The following is a 23959-nucleotide window of genomic DNA, read 5'->3' on the forward strand; positions in this document are numbered from 1 at the left end:
CGCACCGATCTTCTGGTGCAGAAATTCAGCACTTCGGGTTCCCGGCAAGGTCATCTCACCGCCGCGACCCTCTGCGTCGGGACGTCGTTGCGCACGACGCCGGGCAAAGGCCAGCTTGACCGTCGGGTCACTTTGACCTCAACCAGACAGGAGAAGACTGATGAATCGTTGTACTTTCGTGGGCATTCTGGCGGGCATTGGTGCAGCAGTTCCCATTCGTCATCGTGCGGTCGGTGCGCCGCCTGCGCCGAAAGCACGCAATGTCGTCCTCGTCCATGGGTTGTTTGCCGACGGGTCATGCTGGTCCGAAGTCATTGCCCGGCTGCAAACGGCGGGGATCAACGCCACCGCTGTGCAAAACCCGCTGACGACGCTCGAAGCAAGCGTTGCAGCGACGCGGCGCGCGCTGGCTCTGCAGGATGGTCCGACGGTTCTGGTGGGGCATTCCTTCGCCGGCATGATCGTCACTCAGGCCGGTGTCGATCCCAAGGTTACTTCACTCGTGTATGTCGCAGCGCGGGCTCCCGACGCGGGCGAGGACTATGCGGGCCTGGCAGCGCGATTCCCGACACCGCCGGCCTCCGCGGGCATCGTCTTTTCCAGCGGTTACGGGCAGCTCAGCGAGGCGGCTTTCCTGCGCGATTTCGCTGGCGACATTCCGACGGCGAAGGCGCGCGTGCTGTACGCCGTTCAGGCTCCGTTCGACCGTAGATTGCTTGTCGACAAGACGACGGTTGCGGCTTGACGGTCGAAGCCGAGTTGGTACGCGGTGTCCACGGAGGATCGGACTATCAATCCGGACCTCGAGCGGTTCATGGCGAAGCGGATGGGCGCGACGACGATTGAGGTAAAGGCAAGCCACCTCTCGTTGATCTCACACCCCGATACTATCACGAAGCTGATCCTTGAGGCGGCCGGACAGACCTAGATCATTGCCGAAGAAATCCTCGTTGTCATCTTTGTTGCATATGCAAGCAGACTGCGCAGAAACGGGTTCGCAGGCAACCGCCGTGCAATAGATGCCTTGGCAAGCGTCCGCCGGCAGCGTTGGGTCACTGAAAGAGCTTGATCTTCCGGGACACGTTGAAATAGTCCCTCACAAAGTCGATAATCTAGGTTACGCCGGCACGGACGTTTTCTGGCGTTGATGCTGGGTCGGATCGAGCACGCCCAAGCCGCCGCTCGAAGCCCGCCGTTGCAGCCCTGGCCGCAAGTTCGCGCTTAATGATTTCGTTAGATCGCCACACTGCTTGGTCGGCTGGCCGACCAAGCGAGGCGATCCATGGCCTTGGAACTGCACCCCCGCGGACCGAATACTCCCCGCGAACCGACCCCGGAGACTGGCCAGCCGTCATTTTTCTCTCGGCCAGGGCGGGGCGGTTGCAACTCCGTCTTGCTGTCAAATAGTGCGCCGAAGACGCCGCGCCGCGGCAACACCCAGCAAGCCCACGCTTAGCAGCGCGACCGACATCGGCTCCGGAACGTCCAGTGAATCCACGTAGAAGTCTACGCTGCTGCCATTGAAGTCGAACTCGCTGGCCGCCTCGCTTGCGCTCGGGCGGCTAAAAATCTCGTTCGTCGTCAGCGTGGTGTTGCTGTGGAGCCAGCCGGGGGCAGCATAGGTCAGACTGGTGGTGGAGGTCTTGTTGGGTAGCAACTGGAATTCGCCGTTGCCCGCAAAGTCTTGGAACAATAAGGCCAAACCTTGCCCGCTCACGGTATGGGTTATGCCGTCCAGGGTTAGGGTCAACTGGCTGTTGCCGATGGCGCCGGTCGAGGATACATCGTAATAAAATGATCCGGTTACTTGGTCGGCGACGTCACATCCAAACTTTCCGCTGCAGCTTGTTTTCAGGCCCCAAGCGTTGCTGGGGTCAGTAATCGAGGTCGTGGTTCCGGTGAAGTAGCCAATCATTTCAACCGAAGGCGTAGCGTGGGCGATCGCCGTACACAGCGGCATACTCGCCACGGCAGCCAGCATGAATAATCCGCGCTTGAAGGAAAACATACGTTGACTCCTGAATAGGCACATCATCATGCCGTGCAAGCGCAATCGCAAGTACCGTGCCAACTAAGCAACGGGTCTGAGTTATAAGGAACACTGATTTGATTTGTCGACATTTTAACAGATGACTGATCGTATCAACCTACCCCACAGCCGGCGCAAATCGCCCGGGCGACCGATTTCGCCGCATTCCAAGATCAAAGTATGAGATCGCAGTGAAGGATGTAAAAATCTACGACACACCCAAAGTCCGCAATGTCCTGCCAGTGTATGCTCTGACCATACCCAAGTTCATATTTGGGCCACAGGACAAAAGCTTAAGTAAGAGATCCTGCATACATGTGCGTAATAAATACCGGGTCACTACCTGAGTATGTGTAAAGTCCAACGACAAATGTGATTCCCAGCGCAGCCGCAGGCGCAGGCCTGTTCGCCTGTCCGGGTCGCGCGATCGTGCCTCCCCATCGTTAAGGCCGGTGGCCAATCCAGGACCATTACCGTTGGTCTCCCACCGCCAGGGCTCCTGGCTTACCCATGATGGAAAGTCACGAATACGTCCGTCCCGCGTGCGCCCGGAACCGATGATCGTGGCGCCATCGCCGGGCGCCCCTTCCGCGCCGGCTGCCGCGGCGGTAGACCAAGGACGAGATCATAACGACTGATGGGCCGGCATGCTGCGATCCAACCTGAACCTCCGATCCGAAGAGTTCTCCGCCAATGCGGCGGCAATGGGCGCGCTGGTGGCCGATTTACGCGAAAAGGTGGCCAACGCCGCCCAAGGCGGCGGCGTCGCCGCCCGCGACCGCCACGTCGCCCGCGGCAAGCTGCTGCCGCGCGACCGCGTCGCCGCGCTGATCGACCCCGGATCGCCGTTCCTCGAACTGTCCCAACTCGCCGCCTTCGGCCTCTATGGCGGCGACGTGGCGGCCGCCGGCATCGTCACCGGCATCGGCCGGGTCTCCGGCCGCGAGTGCGTCATCGTCGCCAACGACGCCACCGTCAAAGGCGGCACCTACTTCCCGATGACCGTCAAGAAGCACCTCCGCGCCCAGGAGATCGCGAGGAACAACAACCTGCCCTGCCTGTATCTGGTCGATTCCGGTGGCGCCTTCCTGCCGATGCAGGACGAAATCTTCCCCGACCGCGAGCATTTCGGCCGCATTTTCTTCAACCAGGCCAACATGTCGGCCCAGGCCATCCCGCAGATCGCCGTCGTCATGGGATCGTGCACCGCCGGCGGTGCCTACGTCCCGGCCATGAGCGACGAAAGCATCATCGTCCGCAAGCAAGGCACCATCTTCCTCGGCGGCCCCCCGCTGGTGCAGGCCGCGACCGGAGAGATCGTAACCGCCGAGGACCTGGGCGGCGCCGACGTCCACGCCCGCACCTCGGGCGTGGTCGATCATTACGCCCGGAACGATCACCACGCACTGTCGATCTGCCGCCGCATCGTCGCCGGCCTGAACCGGGACAAGCCGGCCGGCCCGGAACGGCGCCCCGCCGAACCGCCAAGATACGATCCCGCTGAACTGCACGGTGTGGTGCCCGCCGACCTGCGCGCCACCTACGACGTGCGCGAGGTGATCGCCCGCGTCGTCGATGGCAGTGTGTTCGACGAATTCAAGCGGCTCTATGGCACCACCCTGGTGTGCGGTTTCGCCCATCTCTACGGCTGCCCGGTCGGCATCGTCGCCAACAACGGCATCCTGTTCTCGGAATCCTCGCTGAAAGGTGCCCATTTCATCGAGCTGTGCAGCCAGCGCAATATCCCGCTGATCTTCCTGCAGAACATCACCGGCTTCATGGTTGGCCGCAAATACGAATCCGGCGGCATCGCCAAGGACGGCGCCAAGCTGGTCACCGCCGTGTCCACCACCGCGGTGCCGAAGCTGACGATGATCATCGGCGGCAGCTACGGTGCCGGAAACTACGGCATGTGCGGCCGCGCCTACGACCCGCGCTTGCTGTTCATGTGGCCGAACGCGCGGATTTCGGTGATGGGCGGAGAACAGGCCGCCGGCGTGCTGGCAACCGTGCGCAGCGGGTCCGCCGAATGGACCAAGCAGCAGGAAGAAGACTTCAAGGCCCCGATCCGCGCCCAGTACGACTCCCAGGGCCATCCCTATTACGCCAGCGCCCGCCTGTGGGACGATGGCATCATCGATCCGGCCGATACCCGCCGCGTGCTGGGGCTTTCGCTCTCGGCCGCCCTGAACAAACCCCGACACGACACCCGCTTCGGCGTGTTCCGGATGTGACCGCGATGTTCCGCACCCTGCTGATCGCCAACCGAGGCGAAATCGCCTGCCGCGTCATCCGCACCGCTAGGCGGCTGGGGATCGAAACGATCGCGGTTTACTCCGAAGCCGACGCCAACGCGCTGCACGTCCAGGCCGCGGACCGAGCCTACCCGATCGGCCCCGCAGCTGCGCGCGACAGCTACTTGAACATTCCCCGCATCATCGAAACCGCCCGCGCCGCCGGCGCCGAGGCGATCCATCCTGGCTACGGCTTCCTGTCGGAAAACCCAGCCTTCGCCGAGGCCTGCGCCGAGGCGGGCATCGTCTTCGTCGGCCCACCACCCGCCGCGATGCGCGCCATGGGATCGAAATCCGCCGCCAAGGCGCTGATGGAAACATCGGCGGTGCCACTGCTGCCCGGCTACCACGGCGACCGCCAGGATGCCGACTTCCTCGAACACCAGGCAGCGAGGATCGGCTTTCCCGTCGTCATCAAGGCGGTCTCCGGCGGGGGCGGCCGCGGCATGCGGGTGGTGACCGCGGCCGCCGACTTCGCCGCCGCGCTGACCTCGGCCCGGCAAGAGGCTGCATCGGCGTTCTCCGACGACCGGGTGCTGGTCGAACGCTATCTGCAGCGGCCGCGCCACATCGAGGTCCAGGTCTTCGCCGACACCCACGGCAATGTCGTCCATTTGTTCGAACGCGACTGCTCCGTCCAGCGCCGCCACCAGAAGGTCATCGAAGAAGCACCCGCGCCCGGACTGTCGGCCGCGCAGCGCGACCGCATGGGCACCGCCGCCGTCGCCGCCGCCCGCGCGGTTGGCTATGTCGGCGCCGGAACGGTGGAATTCGTCGCCGACGCCGAGGGTTTCTTCTTCCTGGAAATGAACACCAGGCTTCAGGTCGAACATCCGGTCACCGAAATGGTTACCGGCTTCGATCTGGTCGAATGGCAACTCCGCGTCGCCGCCGGCGAAACGCTGCCGGTCGCCCAGTCCGCCATTACCCTGTCGGGCCATGCCATCGAGGCGCGCATCTACGCCGAGGACCCGGCGCGCGACTTCGCCCCCTCGGTCGGCCGCTTGGCGGCGTTCCGCACCGCGACTGAAACCGATGGCGTTCGCGTCGATAGCGGCTTCGCCACCGGCGATACCGTGTCGGTCCACTACGACGCCATGCTGGCAAAGCTGATCTGCCACGGCCCGACGCGCGCCGCCGCCTTGCGCCGGCTGCAAAATTCACTCGCCGACTGCGCCGTCGCCGGCCTCGCCAGCAACCTCGACCTGCTCGGCCGTATCGCCGCGCACCCCGACTTCGCGGCCGGTGGCATCGATACCGGCTTCATCGCCCGCCATGCCGAGACCCTGCTCGCCGCACAGCCCAAGCCGCCGCCCGAGGTCCTCGCCATCGCCGCACTGGCGGTGCTGACCGCCGAAGCCCCGGCCGGCGATGATCCATGGGACGCGCGCGATCAATGGTGGCTGAACACGACGCCGGTTCGGGTGCTCGATTTCACCGATGGCAGCACCAACCATCCCGTCGCGGTGACGCGCGAGGCGGGCGCCTGGCGGATCGGCGGCATCCTCGGCAGCGCGGAACCGCCGCGCGACGGCCGCCTGTCCGTATCGCTGGATGGCGTCCGGCGCACGGTCAGCGCAACCGTCGATCATCACGTGGTGACGCTGCGTGACGACGGCCAGACCTGGCGCCTGACCCTGCCGGACCCGCTGGCGGCGGCGGAGGAACAGGAAGATGCCGGCGATCGCCTGCTCGCGCCGATCCCGGGCCTGGTGACCCAGGTCAACGCATCGGTCGGGGCACATGTCAGCCGAGGCCAGGTGCTGGTTGTGCTGGAGGCGATGAAGACTGTCTTTCGGCTTTCGGCACCGGCCGATACGGTGGTTGCCTCGGTCAACTGCGCCGCCGGCGAGATGGTACAGGAAGGCCAATCACTGGTGGGTTTCGCCGAGGTTGAATCAAACGCCTAGCGCGTGATCGCGCTGGGCGGACCATTCAAAGCGCGTGAATCATGCGGCAAAACAAAGAGCTAGACCATTCTCAGCATGCTCGGTCATGCTGAGAATGGTCTAGCTCCCGGCCGATATGTTGTTTCAATCGGTCCCGCACAAGGCCGCGATCCATCTCAGAGAAACATCCGATCGTCGCAATCCGCCGACCGTCGATGGCTGCGATCTTGGTTGTCCGAACCACGCTTTCACCCGGCACGTCGACCGCCGCCAGATCGCTCACCGCAACATTGTCCGGCCATGCAGCGTGTCGAGCGCCGTAATCTTCACGTAGAATAATGCAACCCTTCACCTCGCCATTGCGAGACCTAAATATTACCCGCCGGGACCGTGTCTCGGCGCAGTCGCAACCACGGGAACAGACCGATGACCAACATGACGCGCTCCATCTCCGCCGTCGCGCTGCTGGCAGCGCTCGGGGCATGTAGCGTCCCGCCCACCGTCGACCCCAACCAGGCCGCGCAAAACGCCAACACGCCGGGCTGGACCGGGCGCACCTTCGTGGTCGGATCCTCCAGCACTGTCGGGGGAAATGCCGAAGCGACCTACATTCAGCAGAAATGGGGGGTCGGCAGGCAGCGCTGACGCACGCCGCCTGTTCCCGCCGTCGGTTGCGTCATTCGCCCCCTGCTGTATTGACTCGCCACCAGCAGCAGCAGGAGGCAGCGTGCCACCCGAAACCGGCCTGCGTTCGGCCGCCGACAGCGTAGCCCTGGACTGGGATGTGGTGCGCGCCCATTTGGCCGCCCACGGCTATCGCCTGGATCTCGATCCGCCGCCGCGCCAGTTTGATGGCGGCCTGGCCAACCTGAACTACCTGATCCACCTGGACGGCAAACCCGCCGTGCTGCGCCGGCCGCCGATGGGCAATCTTCCCCCCGGCGCCTACGACATGGCACGTGAGTTCCGTATCCTCTCGCGCCTGCCGGACGCGCTGGCGTTCATCGCTCGCGGGCTTTACTTGTGCGACGACCCAACGGTCATCGGTCAACGCTTTCAGATCATCGAATATCGCCCCGGCCTGGTGATCCGCGAGCACCTGCCCGCCAACCTCGCGCACCGGCCTGAGATCGGCGTGCGGCTGTCGCAGGTGCTGCTGCAGACCATCGCCGCGATCCACGCCGTCGATACCAAGGCGGTCGGGCTGGGTGATCTCGGTCGGCCGGACGGCTTTTTGGCACGCGGCGTCGCCGGTTGGCGAAAGCGCGGCTTGGCGGCGATGCAGGATGGCACCGAAACCCTGCACCAACAGGTCGGACGCTGGCTCGAAACCAATATTGCGCCGGATGGCCCGCCGGGCCTGCTGCACAATGATTTCAAGCTGAATAACATTATCCTCGACCCGGACGATCTCTCACCCCGCGCCGTGGTCGATTGGGACCAGGGCACCCGTGGCGACCCGCTGTTCGATTTCGCCACCCTGCTGTCCTATTGGGTCCACCCCGACGATCCCCCGGCCCTGCACGACATGGAACAGATGCCCGCGGTCGAGGCGTGCCTGTGTCCGCGCCAGCAGGCGGTGGCGGACTATGCCCGGATCTCCGGCCGGGACATGTCCGACTTCGTCTTCCACCGGGTGCTGGCGATGTACAAATTGGCGGTGATTTTCCTCCAGCTTGGCCTGCGCTACCGGACCGGTGCGACGCAGGAGGCACGCTACGCGCCGCTGACCGGCATCGGCACCGGCATTCTGGAATTCAGCCACGAAATCGCCCAGGGCCGCGCATTCTAAGCGGCCCTCCGTCGCACCCTTTTGCCCGAGGATCGCCGCATGGATTTCTCCCTGACGCCCGAACTGCAGGAGTTGCAGCAGCGCGTGCGCACGTTCGTACGCGACCGGATCATTCCGCTTGAACCGGACAACCGCCAAACCGAGCACGGCCCAACCGAGCCATTCCGTCAGGAACTGGTGGCGCTGGCCGCCGCCGAGGGCTTGGTGGCGCCCCATGTCGGCGTTGAGTACGGCGGCCTCGGTCTGTCCCATGTCGCCAAGGCGATCGTGTTCGAGGAAGCCGGATACTCCCTGCTTGGCCCGGTCGCGATGCATATCTTCGCCCCCGACGAAGGCAACATGCACCTGCTGGAGGCCGTTGCCTCCACCGAACAGAAGGACCGCTGGCTGCGACCCTTGGCCGCCGGCAAGACCCGGTCCTGCTTCTGCATGACCGAACCGGCCCCCGGCGCCGGATCCGATCCCGCCGCGATGCGCACCACCGCGACCAAGGACGGCAACCATTACGTCATCAACGGCGACAAATGGTTCATCACCGGGGCCGCCGGGGCCGCCTTCGCCATCATCATGGCGAAGGACGACGACGGCAACGCAACGATGTTCCTGGCCGACATGGACACCCAAGGCATCGAGGTCGTGCGCGCGATGGACAGCCTGGACAGCGCATTCGCCGGCGGCCATGCCGTCATGCGGTTGAACAACGTACGCGTCCCGGCCGGCGACATCCTCGGCGAGCCGGGCAAGGGCTTCCGCTATGCCCAGGTCCGCCTCGCGCCCGCTCGGCTGACGCATTGCATGCGCTGGCTGGGCGCGGCGAAGCGCGCCCACCAGATCGCCACCGACTACGCGCTGAAACGCGAGGTGTTCGGGTCAAAGCTGATCGGCCACGAAGCCGTAGGTTTCATGCTTGCCGATAACGAGATGGATATCCGCCTCAGCCGATTGTCGATCCTGCATACCGCATGGCTGCTGGATCAGGGCGAGCGCGCCGGAACCGAATCGTCGATGTCCAAGGTATTCGTATCGGAAGCGGTCTGGCGGGTCGTCGATCGGTGCGTGCAGGTGCTGGGCGGCCAGGGCGTCACCGGCGAAACCCTGGTGGCACGCATCTTCAAGGAGGTGCGCGGCTTCCGCATCTACGACGGCCCGTCGGAAGTGCATCGCTGGAGCCTGGCGCAACGCATCGCCCGCAATGGACCCAACTGGTGAACGACTTCGACCTGACTGGTAAGGTCTGCATCGTCACCGGGGCCGGCCGCGGCATCGGCCGAGGCATGGCCGAGGGCCTGGCTCGGCATGGCGCCACCGTGGTGCTCAGCGGCCGCACCCTGGCAACGCTGGAAACCGCCGCCGCCGCGATCGGCGGGTCGGCGAGCGTGGTCGCCGCCGATGTCGCCCATGAAGTCGCGGTTGAGGGTTTGCGCGATACGGTCATGCGGCGACATGGCCGGATCGACGTATTGGTCAACAACGCCGGCGTGAACGCCATCTTCAAGGGCATCGAACGCATCACGCTGGCCGAATGGCAGGACATCATCGACGTCAACCTGACCGGCGTGTTCCTGTGCTGCAAGCACATCGGCGCCGCGATCGGGCAGGGCGGTTCGGTGATCAACGTCAGTTCGGTCGCCGGCCATGGCGGCCTGCCCAGATCGGTGCCGTACTGCGCCTCCAAGGGCGGCGTCGAGATGCTGACCAAGGCGCTGGCACTGGATTGGGCGGCCCGCGGCGTGCGGGTCAACACGCTGGCCCCGGGCTGGGTGGATACCGACCTGACACACGGTCTGCTGGACCACGATGTCCATGGCAAACGCCTGCTGGACCGTACCCCGATGGGACGTTTCGCCACACCCAGGGACATGGCGGGCGGCGTGGTGTTCCTGGCCAGCGACGCCTCGGCGTTCATGACCGGGCAGAGCCTGGTCGTCGATGGCGGCTGGGGAGCCGAGTAGGTCAGCCGCCGACCGTGGCTGCCCACGTGCCGGCGACCGCTTCCGCCTCGCCATCGCCGGGCCAGGGCGGCATGGTGATTGCGACCACGGCCAGCGGGCCGGCGTCAGCCGCGCGAAACTGAAACCGCACTCCGACCGGGATCGTCAGACATAGGCCGGGGCACAGCGCGAGGACTTCCTCGTGCCCGCCATGCGAGCGCCACATCTCGCCGGCCCCCGATAGCACATACCAGATCTCCTCGACCGACCGATGCCGAACCGCCCGGCTCACCTGCGTGGCCGCCAGGCTGAAATGCGCCATGCCGCCGGCCGCGAACGACAGCAGCACCCGCACCTCGGACCCGTCCGGGGCCAGCAGATCGGCTGTTGCCGGAAGCCTCATCGTCGAACCTGTCGGCATCCTGGGCTCACCCGCTCCTGGTTCGCTCCACGCTACGACAGCGGCTCAGCCAAGGCGAGAGAGCCGCGGCACGGACCGCGGCGGAGCGCCAAATTGTGATTTACAAATCAATATGATTACGGTATTAAAAATGCATTATCTTCTCAGTTTTGGGAATACAATGATGTTCAAACGGCCCGTTTTGGCGGCTGCCCTGCTCATCGGCTTGGTCGGCGCGGCCAGTGCCGACGTTTCGATCACCAGCGAGTCCGGTGCATGGAAGACGATCGCGGGCACCGCCACGGACGGCAAGACCGTCTGCGGCGCCGAAATCATCGGCCAGGATCGAATCCTTCTGATCAAATGGTTTGCCGGCGTCGATGGACTGATCATCCAGATCGCCAAAACCGGCTGGAACATACCGGATGGGCAACAGGTCGATGTCCTGTTCCAGTTCGACCAATTGGCGCCATGGCGGGCGAGGGCCGTTGGGGTTCAGGGGACCTCGGCCACCGGGTCCAGGGTGGAGTTCCGCATCCAAGGCGACGACATAACAGGCTTCATCGACCAGTTGCGCCTTGCCTCGCACATGTCCGTGGCGTTTCCTTCCGGCAGCGAACGCCCTTGGTCGGCCAGCCTGAAAGGCAGCAATATCGCGATAGTCCACATGATGCAGTGCGTTCGTTCGGTGGTCGCGGCCCGCTCGTCGCAGCCGTCCGGCGTTGCGCCATCGCAACCCGGCCCAAATGTGTCGCAGCCTTTCACCCCGGCGTCCCCGGTCGGTCGCCCCGCTGCGCCGTTCAGCGGGCCGCCGGCGCCGCCATATTCGCCCCGTTCGGTGGAGGGTGACATATAGCCGGCATCCGGCCGGCTTGACATCGGGCCACCCGCACCGAAACTGCAAGCCACACCGGGGTGCCCTCGTCGGGAGGGCTGAGATCACACCCGTGAACCTGCTCTGGGTCATGCCAGCGAAGGGAGTGGTCATGCGGATCATCGTCATCGGAGCCGGCGTGCTCGGAGCCAGCGCGGCCTTTCACCTCGCCCGAACCGGCGCCGAGGTCAGCGTCATCGACGCCAATCTGGATGGTCGGGCCACAGCCGCCGGCGCCGGCATCCTCTGTCCCTGGATATCGGCGACCGAGGACGTATCTTTCCATCGGCTGTATTGCGCCGGCGGCGAATACTATCCCGACCTGATCACGGCACTGAACGATGCCGGACCCAGCGATCTCGGCTACCGTCAAGCCGGTGCGATGCTGGTCTCCGGCGACGCTGAAGAACTTGCCTGGCTCGAACGCATGGCGCGGCGACGTGCCGCCGCGGCGATGGGCCGGATCACCCGCCTCGGCGAGGCGCAGGCGCGAACCTTGTTTCCACCGCTGCACCAGGGTCTGGGGGCGGTTCATCTGGCCGGCGGTGCCAGGGTCGACGGCAGGCGTCTGGCGGCATCCCTGCTGCGGGCGGCCGAGTTTCATGGCGCGAAGCTCTCCCGCGGCCACGCCACCTTGGCGGTCGAAGCCGATCGCGTCGCTGGCGCGGAGATCGACGGCCGCCGCATCCGGGCTGATCGAGTCATCGTTGCGGCCGGCGCCTGGGCCGACAAGTTGCTGCGCCCGATCGGTTTCGCAACCGCGGTCGAACCGCAGCGCGGTCAGATCGCCCACCTTAGGCTCGACGGTGTTAAGACCAGCGATTGGCCGGTGATCCTGCCGCCCGGCAGTCATTATATCGTGCCGTTCGACGCCGGTCGGATCGTCGCCGGCGCCACCCGGGAAACCGGCGCCGGGTTCGACTACCGAATAACGGCGGCCGGCCAGGCAGAGGTGCTGTCCGAGGCGCTGCGCATCGCCCCCGGTCTCGGCACCGCGACGACGATCGAGACCAGGGTCGGTTTCCGTCCGCTCGCCGCGAGGCCTTTGTTGGGTTGGGTGCCCGGAATCCAGGGACTGGCGACCGGCAACGGCCTGGGCGCCGCCGGGCTGACCATCGGTCCGCTTGCCGGGCGCCTGCTGGCCGACCTGGTGACCGGCGAGGCCGGCCTGATCGATCTGACGCCGTTCGATCCGGCCCGGCGCGAGCGGTCGGCGTTCGGTGCGCTGGCAGCGCTGCGCTAACCCAAGGCTTGGGAACGCCGCCAAGCTTTGAACTCTCCCCACGCTTTGAACGCTCCCCACGCTTTGAACGCTCCCCACGCTTTGAACGCTCCCCAAGCTTTGAACGCTCCGGGCAAACCGCCTACTCTGCACTGCGCGGAATGAAATCGCGGAGGGTCCACCTGCCATGTCGTCCGGTCCGCTGAGCGGCCTGCGCATCATCGACCTCACCCAGGTCTTCGCCGGCCCTTACTGCACCTATCTGCTGGGCCTGCTCGGGGCCGAGGTCATCAAGGTCGAACTGCCCGGCGGCGAGTGGTCCCGCACCCAGGGACCGCCCGGTCCGGCACGCGACGCCGGATTGGCCGCCGGCTTCGCCGCCCAGGCGGCCGGCAAGCGCATGCTCGGGCTGGATATCCGCACCCCGGCGGGTGCGGCGATCCTGCGCGACCTGCTACGCGGCGCCGACGTGTTCGTCGAGAACCTGACCCCCGGCACCCTGTCGCGTCTGGGTTTCGACCAGCGCGCGCTGCAGGTGCTGAACCCGAGGCTGGTGTTCGCCTCGATCAGCGGTTTCGGCCAGGTCGGACCGTTCGCGCCATGGCCGGCGTTCGACCACATCATCCAGGCGACGTCGGGGCTGATGTCGGTCACCGGCACCAAGGACGCCGCACCGCTCCGGGTTGGCCCGCCCGTGGTGGACTATGCGACCGGGGCGTACGCTGCCTTCGCAGTCATGGCGGCACTGGCACAGCGCGCCGCGGATGGCGGTTTCCAGCGCGTCGACCTATCGATGTGGGACTGCGCCCAGGCGCTGATGAGTTCGGCGATCTCGGCGCATCTGAACGCCGGCGTGACACCGCGTCCCGAGGGCAACATCCCGGCCAGCGGCAGCCCGTCCTCGGGCGTGTTCGACACCGCCGACGGCAAACTCGCGCTGGCCGCAAACTTCGAGCCGCAGTATCGGCGGCTGTGCGCCGCGATCGAGCGCGAGGATTTGCTGACCGACCCCCGCTTCGCCGATCGAGCCTCGCGGCTGACCCAGGCCGATGCCTTGCGCCTTGAACTTGCCGCCACGTTTGCAGCCAAGTCGGCGGCAGCGTGGGAGGCGGTCTTGATGGCGGCCGATGTCCCGGCCGGTCGGGTGCGCACCATCCCCGAGGCGGTCGCCGATCCGCACACCGCGGCGCGTGGCGTGTGGCGCGAGGTCGCAGCCGGGCAGGGGCCGGCAATGACGCTGCCTGGATTGCCGTTCCGGCTGAACGGCTCAGCCCCAGGTCCAACCGCGCTCCCGGCGGTCGCGGGCGCCGACACCGATGCGGTGCTGCTAACGCTGGGCCGGACCGAGGCCGAGATCGTCGCGTTGAAGCGCGACGGCATCGTCGCCTGAGTAAATGACCATCGTCCTGACCCCAAACCGGATCGCTATCGGTTCATCCCCCGCAGCGCCTCAACCACCGCCTTCGTCACTTCCTTGGTGGTCGCCGTCCCGCCCAGGTCGGGCGACAGGGTCCCGGCGGCGCAAACCTGCTCCACCGCCCGCATCAACAGGTCGGCGGCCGGTTTCTCACCCAGATGTTCCAGCATCATCGCCCCGGTCCAGAACGTCGCCACCGGATTGGCGATACCCTTGCCGGTAATGTCGAAGGCGCTGCCGTGGATCGGCTCGAACATCGACGGAGCCCGCCGCTCCGGATCGATGTTCCCGGTCGGCGCGATGCCAAGCGACCCCGCCAGCGCCGCCGCCAGATCCGACAGGATGTCCGCGTGCAGGTTGGTCGCGACCACGGTATCGATGGTCTGCGGCTTGCGCACCATCCGCATCGTCATCGCATCGACCAGCTCCTTGTCCCAACTCACGTCCCGGTAGTCGTGCGACACCAGTCCGGCGATCTCATCCCAGAACACCATCCCGTGGCGCTGCGCGTTCGACTTCGTCACCACCGTCAGATGCTTGCGCGGCCGTGACCGGGCGATATCGAATGCGAAACGCATGATCCGCTCGACCCCGCGCCGAGTGAAGATCGCGGTCTCGGTGGCGACCTCTTCGGGCAAACCGCGATGCGTCCGGCCGCCCTGGCCGGCATACTCGCCCTCGGAGTTTTCCCGCACGATCACCCAATCGAGGTCGCCCGGGCCCACATCGCGCAGCGGTGAGGTGACGCCGGGCAGGATCCGTGTTGGACGCACATTGGCGTACTGGTCGAACCCCTGGCAGATCTGCAGCCGCAAGCCCCACAGCGAGACGTGGTCCGGAATATCGGGATCGCCGACTGCGCCGAAATAGATCGCATCGGCGGTTCGCAGCCATGCGAGACCGTCCGGCGGCATGAATACGCCGTGCTTGCGATACCAGTCGGAGCCCCAGCCATAATGGTCCACCACCAGCTTGAACCCGCCATCGCGCGAAGCGACCGCTTCCAGCACTTCCAACCCGGCGTCGATCACTTCCGGCCCGATGCCGTCGGCGGGAACAGAGGCAATCCGGTAGCTGCGTGTCATGCTGCGCTCCTGGCCGCGGACGGCGTCGTTCCCGGTGTGCTGTTCGTCATCATCCGGCAGACGGATCAGACGGGCAGGCCACTGAGAACAATGAGTGACGCCAAAAAAAGGTCCGGACGCCACGGCGAACTTCAAGCTGGCGACATTAGCGCGTGTCGGTGATCGCACCAAGCCGACAGGAACCCATCCGTGGCGAGCCGCGTCCCGCCATGATAGAGGCTGGAGCATGGCCGCAATCCGCAAACGCCTGCCCGCCCGAATGACGGTCGATGAGTTCCTGGTATGGGACTCCAACGATGTCACCGGCCGGCGCTGGCAACTCATTGATGGTGACCCGGTGCTGATGGCGCCGGCGGCCGATGTGCATGGGTCCATACAGGCGGAACTGGTCCGCCTTCTAGGCAACCATCTTGTCGGAATGGGAAGTCGATGCAGGGTGGTGGATGCCCCCGGCATTGTCCCAAGGGTTCGCGCCAACGAGAACTTCCGCGTCCCCGACCTTAGTGTGACCTGCGCTCCGCCGTCGGGCGAGGTCATGCTGCCGGACCCGGTGCTGCTGGTGGAGATCTTGTCGCCGTCAAACGAGGCCAAGACCCGAACCAACATCTGGGCCTATTGCACGATCCCCAGTGTGCGAGAGATCCTCGCGGTCCGCAGCACCCGCATGGAGGTCGAGTTGTTGCGTCGCGATGCGGACGGCAATTGGCCCGACGCCGCCGTACTGGTGACGCCGCCCGGCCTGCTGGACCTGTCCAGTATCGGCTTTCGGACCGCGGTCGCGGACCTGTACCGCACCTCCGGCCTGTCCCGGTAGGGTCAGCGGCGCATTATTCCAGCCTGATCCGCCGCTCCCCCTGACGGGCGGGTTCCACCTCACCAACGATCGCCGCGGTCAGTCCACCATCCAGCAACGCCTCCAGGCACCCCCCCGCTCGGCTCGGCGGGAGACCGAGCAACAATCCGCCCGAGGTTTGCGGGTCGACCAGCAATTCGGTGCCCGGCGCATCGCCTAGCAGGCGCCGGTTATCCGCCGCCAACGTGCTCTCGATACCATGCGCCGCCAGTGCGCGTGCTCCGGGTAGCGCCGGAATTGCCTCCAGCCGCAGCACCGCGCCGACCCCTGACGCCCCCAGCATCTCCTGCAGATGTCCGGCCAGTCCAAAACCGGTCACATCAGTACCGGCCCTGGGCCGATGTGCCATCGCGATCCGCGCCGCGCCGGCGTTGGTGGTTCGCATCTGATCGATCGCCGCGATCAGCCACGGCGCTCGCACGTTGCCGCGCATATGCCCCGCCAGCACGATCCCGGTGCCCAACGGTTTGGTCAGGATCAACTGATCACCCGGTTGCAGGCCCGCCTTGCGCAGCACTCTGCCGGAATCCACCAGCCCGGTGACCGAGAAGCCAAGCGCCGTCTCAGACGCCTCGGCGCTATGACCACCGACCAGGGCGCAGCCATCCGCCCGAAGAATCTCGCTGGCACCCTGCAGCATTGCCGATAGTTCAGCGCCCATCTTGCGCGATGCGGCATAAGGCACCGACGCGATCGCCAGCGCAGTCCATGGCTGCGCCGCCATGGCATACAAATCTGAAAGCGCGTGCGCGGCGGCGATCTGGCCGAACACGAACGGATCGTCCAGAAAGGCGCGAAAGTGATCGACCGATTGAACCAGTAGCTTGCCCAGCGGCGGCTTCAGCACCGCGGCGTCGTCCAGCGTCGGCAGCAGGTCCGGATTGTCGCCCGCCGGCAATGTCGCGAGTGCCCCGGCCAGCACCTCGGCACTGACCTTGGCGCCACACCCGCCGCAGCGCATCGACGCGTCGGGATCCGGAGCCATCCGCATCTCGGTATACATCCGCATCCAGCGGCGGTCGATGCGGTCCTTCAGCCACCAGACTTTCCGTCCTTGAACCGCTACGCCGTTGCGCCAGCCGACCGCGCGGCCATGCCCCAGACCAAGGATCGCCAGCGCGTCGCGTTGCGGTTTCCATGCCTTCAACGTCGATCCGTTGGCCGCCCGCCGCAGATTGTCCGCCAGCGGCGGCCCCGCCCGCACCGCCCAGACCCCTGCCTTCGGCCTGGGGTCGCCTTCCACCGCCGCGCAATCGCCGGCGGCGAAGATGTGCGCATGGCTGACGCTGCGCAGCGCCGGAGTGACCCGGACGCAGCCCGAACGATCGCAGGCGAGGCCGGACTCGGCGAGCCATGCCGGTCCCTCCACCCCGGTCGCCCACAGTGCGGTCGCGACCTCGACAAAACTACCGTCCGACAGCAACAGGTGGCCGGCGTCCAGGCCGCTGGCGGTGACGCCTGAAACCAGTTCGACGCCAGCCTCCACCAGCGCCTGCCGCACCACGCGCCGAGCCGTGACGGGGGCGACCGTCAGCGGCTCGGGCGTGGCCGATACCAGCAACAGGCGGAAATGCCCGGCGAACCGCGCCGCTAGAGCCAAGGCCAGTTCCACGCCGCCCGGGCCGCCGCCGACGACCGCGATCCGGGCACCGGGGGCAAGCTCCGACTCCAGCCGGTACAATCGGTCGAGGAACGATCCAATCGGCTTCACCCCGATCCCGCTCGCCGCCGGCACCACCGGCGCGCCGCCGACATCGATCGACAACAGGTCGAAAGCGATCTCCGGCCGGCCCAGGACGGTGATCGCGCCCGCGTCCGGATCGACGCCGGTCGCCTCGGCCAGGATCAGCCTCGCACCCGCCATCGCCGCCAGCGGCGCGAGGTCGATATGCGCCGCCTGGTGCGAATAATCCCCCCGGATCAGGCCAGGCAGCATCCCCGAATACGGCGTCTGTGGCTCTCGCCCAATCAGCGTCAGGCGCACACCGGGCTCCGGGCGGATGGCAAATCGGCGGAGCACCTCGACATGGGCATGCCCGGCACCCAGCAGCACGATATCGGTCTCGATCGGACGGGACGCTTGCATGACCTACTTTAGCCGGCTTGCGGCGAGTCGTCCCGCACCGCGAATGGGCCGCGACCAAACCTGGTCGATCGTTCAAGATGCCTATTGGTGCCGACGATCGCTTCGACCGGACACCGGTCGATGCGCGCAGCGCCGCAGCAGTCTCAGCACGTCGGCCTCAGCGCCGTCCGGCCGCCCGACCACGGACCACAGCGCCAGCAGCACCGCGGCATAGATCGCCGCCCCGGCCGAAATCGCCATGACCAACCCGAGGGCGACGGGTCGATCTGACCATTCCGAACCGCTGGCCGCCAGAACCGCCGCCATCGCCGAGGCAGCCATCATCGGGCGCCAGATCCGTTGCGCCATCGCCGCCGCGCCGACGTCGAAGCGCCGCATCGCGGTCGCCAATGTCAGTGCCTGCTCCACCACCACCGCCACCGCGGCGGCGGCGGCCGCGCCGGTCAGGCCGAACCGCGGGATCAGCAGCGCCAGCAGCGCCACCCGCACCCCGGCACCCGCCAAGGTGATCCCGACCAGGCGCCCCAGCAGCGCATGCGCACTCAGCAGGTGCAGACTGAGATGCCCAAAAACCATGATGGTGAAGCTCAGCGCCAGGATGCGCAGCACCGGCACCGCCTGCTCCCAGCCCGGCCCGAACGCCAGGCCGACCAAGGGCGCTGCCACCAGCGACAGGCCAACGCCGGCCGGCAACGTCACCAGCGCGGCCGATCCGATCAGCCTGAGAAAGGTTTCCCCCACCGCCAGTTTCTGCTGCCGCCCAGCGGAGAAGCCGGCGAACGCGGCCCGGCCCAGCGGCTCGATCAGTTCCGTCGTCGGCAGCGCGGCGATCTCGGCTCCAACCGAATAGAACCCCACCGACGCCGTGTTCATTAGCCGTCCCAGCAGCAGCGAGTCGCTGCGGTCACGGATCAGCACCGCGATGCTGAGCAGCCAGGTCCACGACGAGTAGCCGGCCAGCCCTCGCCACGCCTTCAGCGACAGACCCGGGCGGAACGGATGCATCACATAGCCCATGACCACGCGCATGGTCTGGTTGACGCCCATCCCCAGCAGCATCGCCACATAGGACCGCAGCAGCACCGCCGCTGTTATCGCGGTGACGATGCCGCACAGCTTCGGCAGCACCATGATCGCGAATTCATTGTGGAAAGCCAGATCGCGGCGAAAATCGACAGTGCCGATGTTCGACAATCCATCCAGCAAAGGCAGGCAGGCGACGAACAGCAGCACCGGGCCAAGACGTGGATCGGCGAAAAACCCGGCCGCCGGATAGGCCAGCGCGGCCACCAGGGCCGCCACCGACAATCCGCGCAGCAGGTTCAGCGTGAACGCGGTGTCATAGAAGCTGCGTCCGGGCGAGCGTTCTCGGATCACTGCTTCCTCGGTGCCCAGCGTCAGCATGCCGTCGATGGTCTGGCTGAAGCTGCTGGCCAGGGCGATGATGCCAAAATCCGCCGGCCGGATCAGCCGGACCAGCACCAGGGTGCTGCACAGGCCGAGCAATCGTACCCCCAGCCGCCAGGCCATCACCCAGCCGGCACCCCTGGCGGTGCGGATCAGCAGACTGTCGGGGGAATGCAGCTCGGACACCGAGGTTTGTTATCATATCGACCCGGATACGCACAGCAAATCCGAACGTTCCGACCATGTCAGTTCGAACGCTGCGTTGGGTCCAGGTCCGGCCGTCCAATCCGTGGGCCATGGATCGACAGCCCCGGTGATGATCGATCTGTCATGACCGATCTGGACGAACCGGGGTCCCGCGGCCAAGATGCGGCATGAGCATCGTGCTGAATGACCTCGCCGGCGAAGATCCGGACATTCGCTTCAGTCCCTACTGCTGGCGCACTCGCTTCGCCCTGGCGCACAAAGGTCTACCGGTTGAAACCGTGCCATGGCGCTTCACGGAAACCGACGCGCTCGCGTTCTCCGGTCAGGCCAAGGTGCCGGTGATCCAGGACGATGGCAAAATCGTCCATGACAGTTGGGCGATCGCCGAATACCTGGAAGACCGATATCCCACGCCGACGCTGTTCGGCGGTGACACCGGCCGGGCCCATGCCCTGTTCGTGAATTCCTGGTGCGACGCGGTGCTGGTCGGAGGCATCGCCCGCTTCATTGTGCATGACCTCATGGCGGTCATCCACCCGAAGGACCGCGACTACTTCCGTTCCAGCCGGGAGGCCCGGTTCGGCGATACCCTGGAACACGTCCAAGCGGGCCGAGAGGATCGTCTGGCGGCGTTCCGCGACTCGCTGTTGCCGATCCGGCTGGTGCTGCGCCGGCAAAAATGGCTGGGCGGCGCGTCGCCAAGCTATGCCGATCATATCGTCGCGGGAACGCTGATGTGGCCGCGCTGCGCCAGTCGCTTCGAGTTACTTCAGGATAACGATCCCGTTGCCGAATGGCTGCATCGGATACTGGACCTGTATGGCGGCCTGGGCCATTCGGCCAAACGGGCATGAACGCCGTCGGGCAACCGCGGAAGCCAGCCGGTTGGCGCGAGGCCTGCCCGTGCCACATTCGGTTCACGCCTTGGAAAATTGAGTTGGTTCCAGATCCATTCGACCGCGGCGATCAACCGCCATGCCCGCAAGGCGTTCGCCTGTACCCGAACACCATCACGTCGCACCGATGACATGCAGGTCCAGGCGGCGGTCCTGGTGCTGGGTTCGGTGCTCGAATAGGTAGATCGCCTGCCAGGTACCCAATGTCGGCGCTGCTTGACGAACGGGAATCGATAACGTGGTTTGCGTCAGCGCGGCCTTGATATGGGCGGGCATATCATCCGGACCCTCGGCGTCGTGGCGATACCGGCCCGCTTCCGGCACCACGCGGCGGAAGAAGTCCAGTAGATCGGCCCGCACGTCCGGATCGGCGTTTTCCTGCACGATCAACGAAGCGGACGTATGACGACACCACACCGTAAGCAGGCCCATGTCGATCCCCTGCTGTCCCACCCAGTGGCGGATCGGCTGCGTGACGTCGTAAAGCGCCGCGCCGGTGGTGCTGACGCGAAGCGTGTGGATCGCCTGTTTCATGCCGCCGCCCTCATGTCCGCAAGCCATTCCCAACCGCACGTAACGCCCGGCACGGCTGCTTTCAGGACGTGGGCGATATAAGCGCCGGCTGTTCGCTGGGCGGTCACGTTGGACACGGCACCACTAACCGGCTTCCAGCGCCCGCTCCATCAGCCGCACCGAATGGATCGCCTCGCGCCCCGCCAGATCGCGAATCTGGTGTCGGCACGACGTCCCGTCAGCGACGATATAATGATGCGCGGCCGCCGCCCGCACCGCCGGCAGCAGATCGGCCTCGGCCATCGCCCTGGATGCCGCTTGGGTCTCCGCCTGATAACCGAACGCCCCGGCCATGCCGCAGCAGGAAGACGCGATCGGCAAGGCGGACAGCTTCGGGATCAGCCGCAGCATCGCCAATGCGTCGGGGAAGGCCCCGAACGCCTTCTGGTGGCAATGTCCATGCACCCGCACGGTGCCGGGCATTGGCCGCAGCGGCAGCGCGGGCTTCTGGCGCGCGATGAACTCGCTCAGCAGCAAGGCGCGCAGGGCGAACCGATCCGTCTCAGCCCCCGGCAGCAGTGAGCGGAATTCATCCCGCAGCGTCATCAGGCACGATGGCTCCAGGCCGACGATCGGCAGATCAAGCGGCAGATAACGCATCGTCCTGGCGGCTTCCTCGCGGGCCTTGTCCAGCATGCCGACCGCCAGCCAGGTCCGTCCGCAGCACAACGGTCGCCCGCCGGTGTTCGGCATAACCACCCGATATCCGGCGGCGGCCAGCAGCTTCAACGCCGCACGCAGGTTCTCCGGCTCGAAATACCGGTTGAAGGTATCGGCCAGCAGGTAGACCTCGCCGCGCGGCGACGCCGCGGTGACGGCGACCGCCTCCTTGTCCAGGAACTTGTCCGCCCGCCACCTGGGCAGCCGCCGCGTCGCCGACAGCCCCAAAACCCGCTCGGTCAGCCAGCGCAATGGCGGCAGGTGATTGCGCAGATTGGCGACCATCGACAATTGCGAAACAAGCGGCGCGTACCGAGGCAGTTCGGCGATCAGCGTCTCCCGCCACTTCACTCCGTGCCGGTCGGCCCGCGCCGCCGACACCTCGAGCTTCATCTTCGCCATATCGACCCCGGTCGGGCATTCCCGCTTGCACGCCTTGCACGACACGCACAGCGCCATCGCCTCGGCCATCGGATCCGAGGCCATCGCATCGGCGCCAAGCTGCCCGGTCAGCGCCAGTCGTAGCGTGTTCGCGCGCCCCCGCGTCAGATGCACCTCGTCCCGCGTCACCCGATAGCTGGGGCACATCACGCCAGCATCGAACCCGCGGCAGGTGCCGTTGTTGTTGCACATCTCCACCGCGCCCAGCATGCCGCCCAGCGCGCCCGGATGTTCCGACCAATCCAGCTTCGGGATAAAGTCGCTGATCGTGCCGTAGCCCGGGCTGTAGCGGAACAGCGTACGATCATCCATCCGCGCCGGCTGGGTGATGCGGTTCGGGTTCATCAGCCCGATCGGGTCGAACGCGTCCTTCACCGCCTCGAACGCGCGCACCATGCGCGAACCGAACATCGAATCGTGGAACTCGCTGCGCGCCAGGCCGTCACCGTGCTCGCCGCTATGCGAACCCTTGTACTCCCGCACCAGCGCGAACGCTTCCTCGGCCACCGAACGCATCCGCGCCACGTCGTTCGGGTCCTTCATGTTGAGCACCGGGCGCACATGCAGGCAGCCGACCGAGGCGTGCGCATACCACGTGCCCTTGGTGCCGTGCCGCTCGAACACCTCGTTCAGCCGTTCGGTGTAGTCGGCGAGGTCGTCCAGATCGACCGCGCAGTCCTCGATGAAGGACACCGGCTTGGCGTCGCCCTTCATCGACATCATGATATTCAGCCCAGCCTCGCGCACCGCCGCGATATCGGCCTGCAACGCCGGATCGACGGCGCGAACCACCCCCGGATGACCAAGCTCTCCCATCAACTCCTCAAGCTCGGCCAGCTTGGCCAATAACGGGGCGTCCGCATCGCCGTGGAACTCGACGATCAGCAGGCTGTTGGGCTCGCCCAGCAGCATCTGATCAATCGTGGCGCGATAGATCGGTATGCCACGGCCCAGATCGATCATCGTGCGATCGACCAGCTCGACCGCCTCGGGCTCCAGCGCCACGATGTGCCGCGATGCCTCCATCGCCTTGCGGAACGTCGGGAACTGGCAGATTCCCAGCACCTTGCGCGGCTTGATCGGGTGCAGCATCAGCTCGATCGCCGCCGAGAATGCCAGCGTGCCCTCCGACCCGACCAGCAGCCTGGCCAGATTGTCGCGACCCGACCCCCGAGCCGCCGGCGTCAGCGCATCGATGTTGTAGCCGCCGACGCGGCGCAACTGGCGCGGAAACCGCGCCGCGATCTCATCCGCCTCTGACGCCCCCAGCACCCGCAGGCGCTGGATCAGGTCGGCCACGGTGGCCGGCATTCGCTCGCCGAGATTATCCCCAATGGCCCCAAAGCGGTGCTGCGTGCCATCCGACAGCACCGCCTCGATCGAGCGCACATTGTCCGCCATCAGCCCGTAGCGAATCGACTTCGACCCGCACGAGTTGTTGCCCGCCATGCCGCCGATGGTACACCGCGCGTGGGTCGAAGGATCGACCGGAAAGAACAGTTTCTGCGCCCGCAAGGCGTTGTTGAGATGCCCCAGCACCAGCCCCGGCTCGACCAAGGCGGTGCGCGCCTCGGCATCGACATGCAGCACCCGGCGCAGACGCTTGGAACAATCGATCACCAGCGCCCGGTTGACCGTCTGGCCGCATTGGCTGGTGCCCCCGCCGCGCGGCAGCACCGCCACGCCCTCGTCGCGCGCGATCGACATCGCGGCGACCACGTCGTCGATCGTCTCTGGCACGATCACGCCGACCGGATCGACCTGATAGATCGACGCATCGGTGCTGTAGCGGCCGCGGCTGGCGCGGTCGAACAGCACCTCGCCCTTGATGTTGCGGGCCAGCCGCATGGCAAACGCCGCATTGTCGGGCATCACCGACTCGGCAAGATTAGCACTCATGCGA

Annotated in this window: 19 protein-coding genes and 1 riboswitch; of the genes, 12 read left to right on the forward strand and 7 right to left on the reverse strand. The window is 66.2% G+C overall.

The window, feature by feature from the left end; genetic code table 11:
- The first annotated feature begins 160 nt into the window (after positions 1-160).
- Positions 161-745, forward strand: a complete 585-nt coding sequence (locus ACQY4Y_RS21165; protein ID WP_428492547.1) for an alpha/beta fold hydrolase — start codon at positions 161-163, stop codon at positions 743-745.
- Between the two features lie 654 nt (positions 746-1399).
- Here the strand turns inward: ACQY4Y_RS21165 and ACQY4Y_RS21170 are convergent.
- Positions 1400-2008 carry a PEP-CTERM sorting domain-containing protein gene (locus ACQY4Y_RS21170; RefSeq protein WP_428492548.1) on the reverse strand — a complete coding sequence of 203 codons (609 nt, stop codon included), beginning with the start codon at positions 2006-2008 and terminating at the stop codon, positions 1400-1402.
- A 668-nt stretch (positions 2009-2676) separates the two neighbouring features.
- On the opposite strand from ACQY4Y_RS21170, the gene ACQY4Y_RS21175 reads away from it, so the two are divergent.
- From ACQY4Y_RS21175 to ACQY4Y_RS21200, 6 genes are all read left to right on the forward strand, one after another.
- Positions 2677-4263, forward strand: a complete 1587-nt coding sequence (locus tag ACQY4Y_RS21175; RefSeq protein WP_428492549.1) for a carboxyl transferase domain-containing protein — start codon at positions 2677-2679, stop codon at positions 4261-4263.
- A gap of 5 nt (positions 4264-4268) precedes the next feature.
- Positions 4269-6233: an acetyl-CoA carboxylase biotin carboxylase subunit gene (locus ACQY4Y_RS21180; RefSeq protein WP_428492550.1), complete on the forward strand. Its 1965-nt coding sequence runs from the start codon at positions 4269-4271 to the stop codon at positions 6231-6233.
- 405 nt (positions 6234-6638) lie between these two features.
- Positions 6639-6857 carry a hypothetical protein gene (locus ACQY4Y_RS21185; protein ID WP_428492551.1) on the forward strand — a complete coding sequence of 73 codons (219 nt, stop codon included), beginning with the start codon at positions 6639-6641 and terminating at the stop codon, positions 6855-6857.
- A gap of 82 nt (positions 6858-6939) precedes the next feature.
- Positions 6940-8004 (forward strand): phosphotransferase family protein, encoded by a 1065-nt coding sequence (locus tag ACQY4Y_RS21190; RefSeq protein WP_428492552.1) that lies wholly within the window; start codon positions 6940-6942, stop codon positions 8002-8004.
- A 39-nt stretch (positions 8005-8043) separates the two neighbouring features.
- Positions 8044-9213, forward strand: coding sequence for an acyl-CoA dehydrogenase family protein (locus ACQY4Y_RS21195; RefSeq protein ID WP_428492553.1), 1170 nt, complete (start codon positions 8044-8046; stop codon positions 9211-9213).
- The gene (locus ACQY4Y_RS21200) at positions 9210-9956 is read left to right on the forward strand and encodes an SDR family NAD(P)-dependent oxidoreductase (RefSeq protein ID WP_428492554.1); all 747 of its coding nucleotides are present in this window, start codon (positions 9210-9212) and stop codon (positions 9954-9956) included. The genes ACQY4Y_RS21195 and ACQY4Y_RS21200 overlap by 4 nt, the downstream gene beginning before the upstream one ends.
- Position 9957: 1 nt before the next feature.
- On the opposite strand, the gene ACQY4Y_RS21205 is transcribed toward ACQY4Y_RS21200, so the two are convergent.
- Positions 9958-10338 (reverse strand): cupin domain-containing protein, encoded by a 381-nt coding sequence (locus ACQY4Y_RS21205; RefSeq protein WP_428492555.1) that lies wholly within the window; start codon positions 10336-10338, stop codon positions 9958-9960.
- Positions 10339-10519: 181 nt separating this feature from the next.
- Here ACQY4Y_RS21205 and ACQY4Y_RS21210 point away from each other — a divergent pair, with 181 nt between their 5' ends.
- From ACQY4Y_RS21210 to ACQY4Y_RS21220, 3 genes are all read left to right on the forward strand, one after another.
- Complete coding sequence (locus ACQY4Y_RS21210) at positions 10520-11191, forward strand: hypothetical protein (protein WP_428492556.1); 672 nt, start codon at positions 10520-10522, stop codon at positions 11189-11191.
- Between the two features lie 45 nt (positions 11192-11236).
- Positions 11237-11332: riboswitch (TPP riboswitch) on the forward strand.
- Positions 11322-12452 carry an NAD(P)/FAD-dependent oxidoreductase gene (locus ACQY4Y_RS21215; protein ID WP_428492557.1) on the forward strand — a complete coding sequence of 377 codons (1131 nt, stop codon included), beginning with the start codon at positions 11322-11324 and terminating at the stop codon, positions 12450-12452. Its footprint overlaps the riboswitch before it by 11 nt.
- Positions 12453-12618: 166 nt before the next feature.
- Positions 12619-13821, forward strand: a complete 1203-nt coding sequence (locus ACQY4Y_RS21220; protein ID WP_428492558.1) for a CaiB/BaiF CoA transferase family protein — start codon at positions 12619-12621, stop codon at positions 13819-13821.
- Between the two features lie 35 nt (positions 13822-13856).
- On the opposite strand, the gene ACQY4Y_RS21225 is transcribed toward ACQY4Y_RS21220, so the two are convergent.
- Complete coding sequence (locus tag ACQY4Y_RS21225; RefSeq protein ID WP_428492559.1) at positions 13857-14933, reverse strand: tartrate dehydrogenase; 1077 nt, start codon at positions 14931-14933, stop codon at positions 13857-13859.
- A gap of 226 nt (positions 14934-15159) precedes the next feature.
- On the opposite strand from ACQY4Y_RS21225, the gene ACQY4Y_RS21230 reads away from it, so the two are divergent.
- Entirely contained in the window at positions 15160-15747 is a 588-nt protein-coding gene (locus tag ACQY4Y_RS21230; RefSeq protein ID WP_428492560.1) for a Uma2 family endonuclease, read from the forward strand.
- Positions 15748-15760: 13 nt separating this feature from the next.
- Here the strand turns inward: ACQY4Y_RS21230 and selD are convergent, their stop codons facing one another.
- Together selD and ACQY4Y_RS21240 are read right to left on the reverse strand one after the other, a co-directional pair.
- The gene (gene selD, locus ACQY4Y_RS21235) at positions 15761-17872 is read right to left on the reverse strand and encodes a selenide, water dikinase SelD (protein ID WP_428492561.1); all 2112 of its coding nucleotides are present in this window, start codon (positions 17870-17872) and stop codon (positions 15761-15763) included.
- Between the two features lie 81 nt (positions 17873-17953).
- On the reverse strand, positions 17954-19465 hold the full coding sequence (locus ACQY4Y_RS21240) for an oligosaccharide flippase family protein (protein ID WP_428492562.1): 1512 nt from the start codon (positions 19463-19465) through the stop codon (positions 17954-17956).
- Between the two features lie 188 nt (positions 19466-19653).
- Between ACQY4Y_RS21240 and ACQY4Y_RS21245 the strand changes: the two genes are divergently transcribed.
- On the forward strand, positions 19654-20340 hold the full coding sequence (locus ACQY4Y_RS21245; RefSeq protein ID WP_428492563.1) for a glutathione S-transferase family protein: 687 nt from the start codon (positions 19654-19656) through the stop codon (positions 20338-20340).
- A gap of 156 nt (positions 20341-20496) precedes the next feature.
- On the opposite strand, the gene ACQY4Y_RS21250 is transcribed toward ACQY4Y_RS21245, so the two are convergent.
- Together ACQY4Y_RS21250 and ACQY4Y_RS21255 are read right to left on the reverse strand one after the other, a co-directional pair.
- A complete protein-coding gene (locus ACQY4Y_RS21250) occupies positions 20497-20916 on the reverse strand; it encodes a secondary thiamine-phosphate synthase enzyme YjbQ (protein ID WP_428492564.1) in 420 nt (139 codons plus the stop codon).
- A 123-nt stretch (positions 20917-21039) separates the two neighbouring features.
- Entirely contained in the window at positions 21040-23955 is a 2916-nt protein-coding gene (locus ACQY4Y_RS21255) for an FAD-binding and (Fe-S)-binding domain-containing protein (RefSeq protein WP_428492565.1), read from the reverse strand.
- Positions 23956-23959: the final 4 nt, after the last annotated feature.

This window comes from Rhodopila sp., from assembly GCF_965277165.1.
GTDB lineage: Bacteria > Pseudomonadota > Alphaproteobacteria > Acetobacterales > Acetobacteraceae > Rhodopila.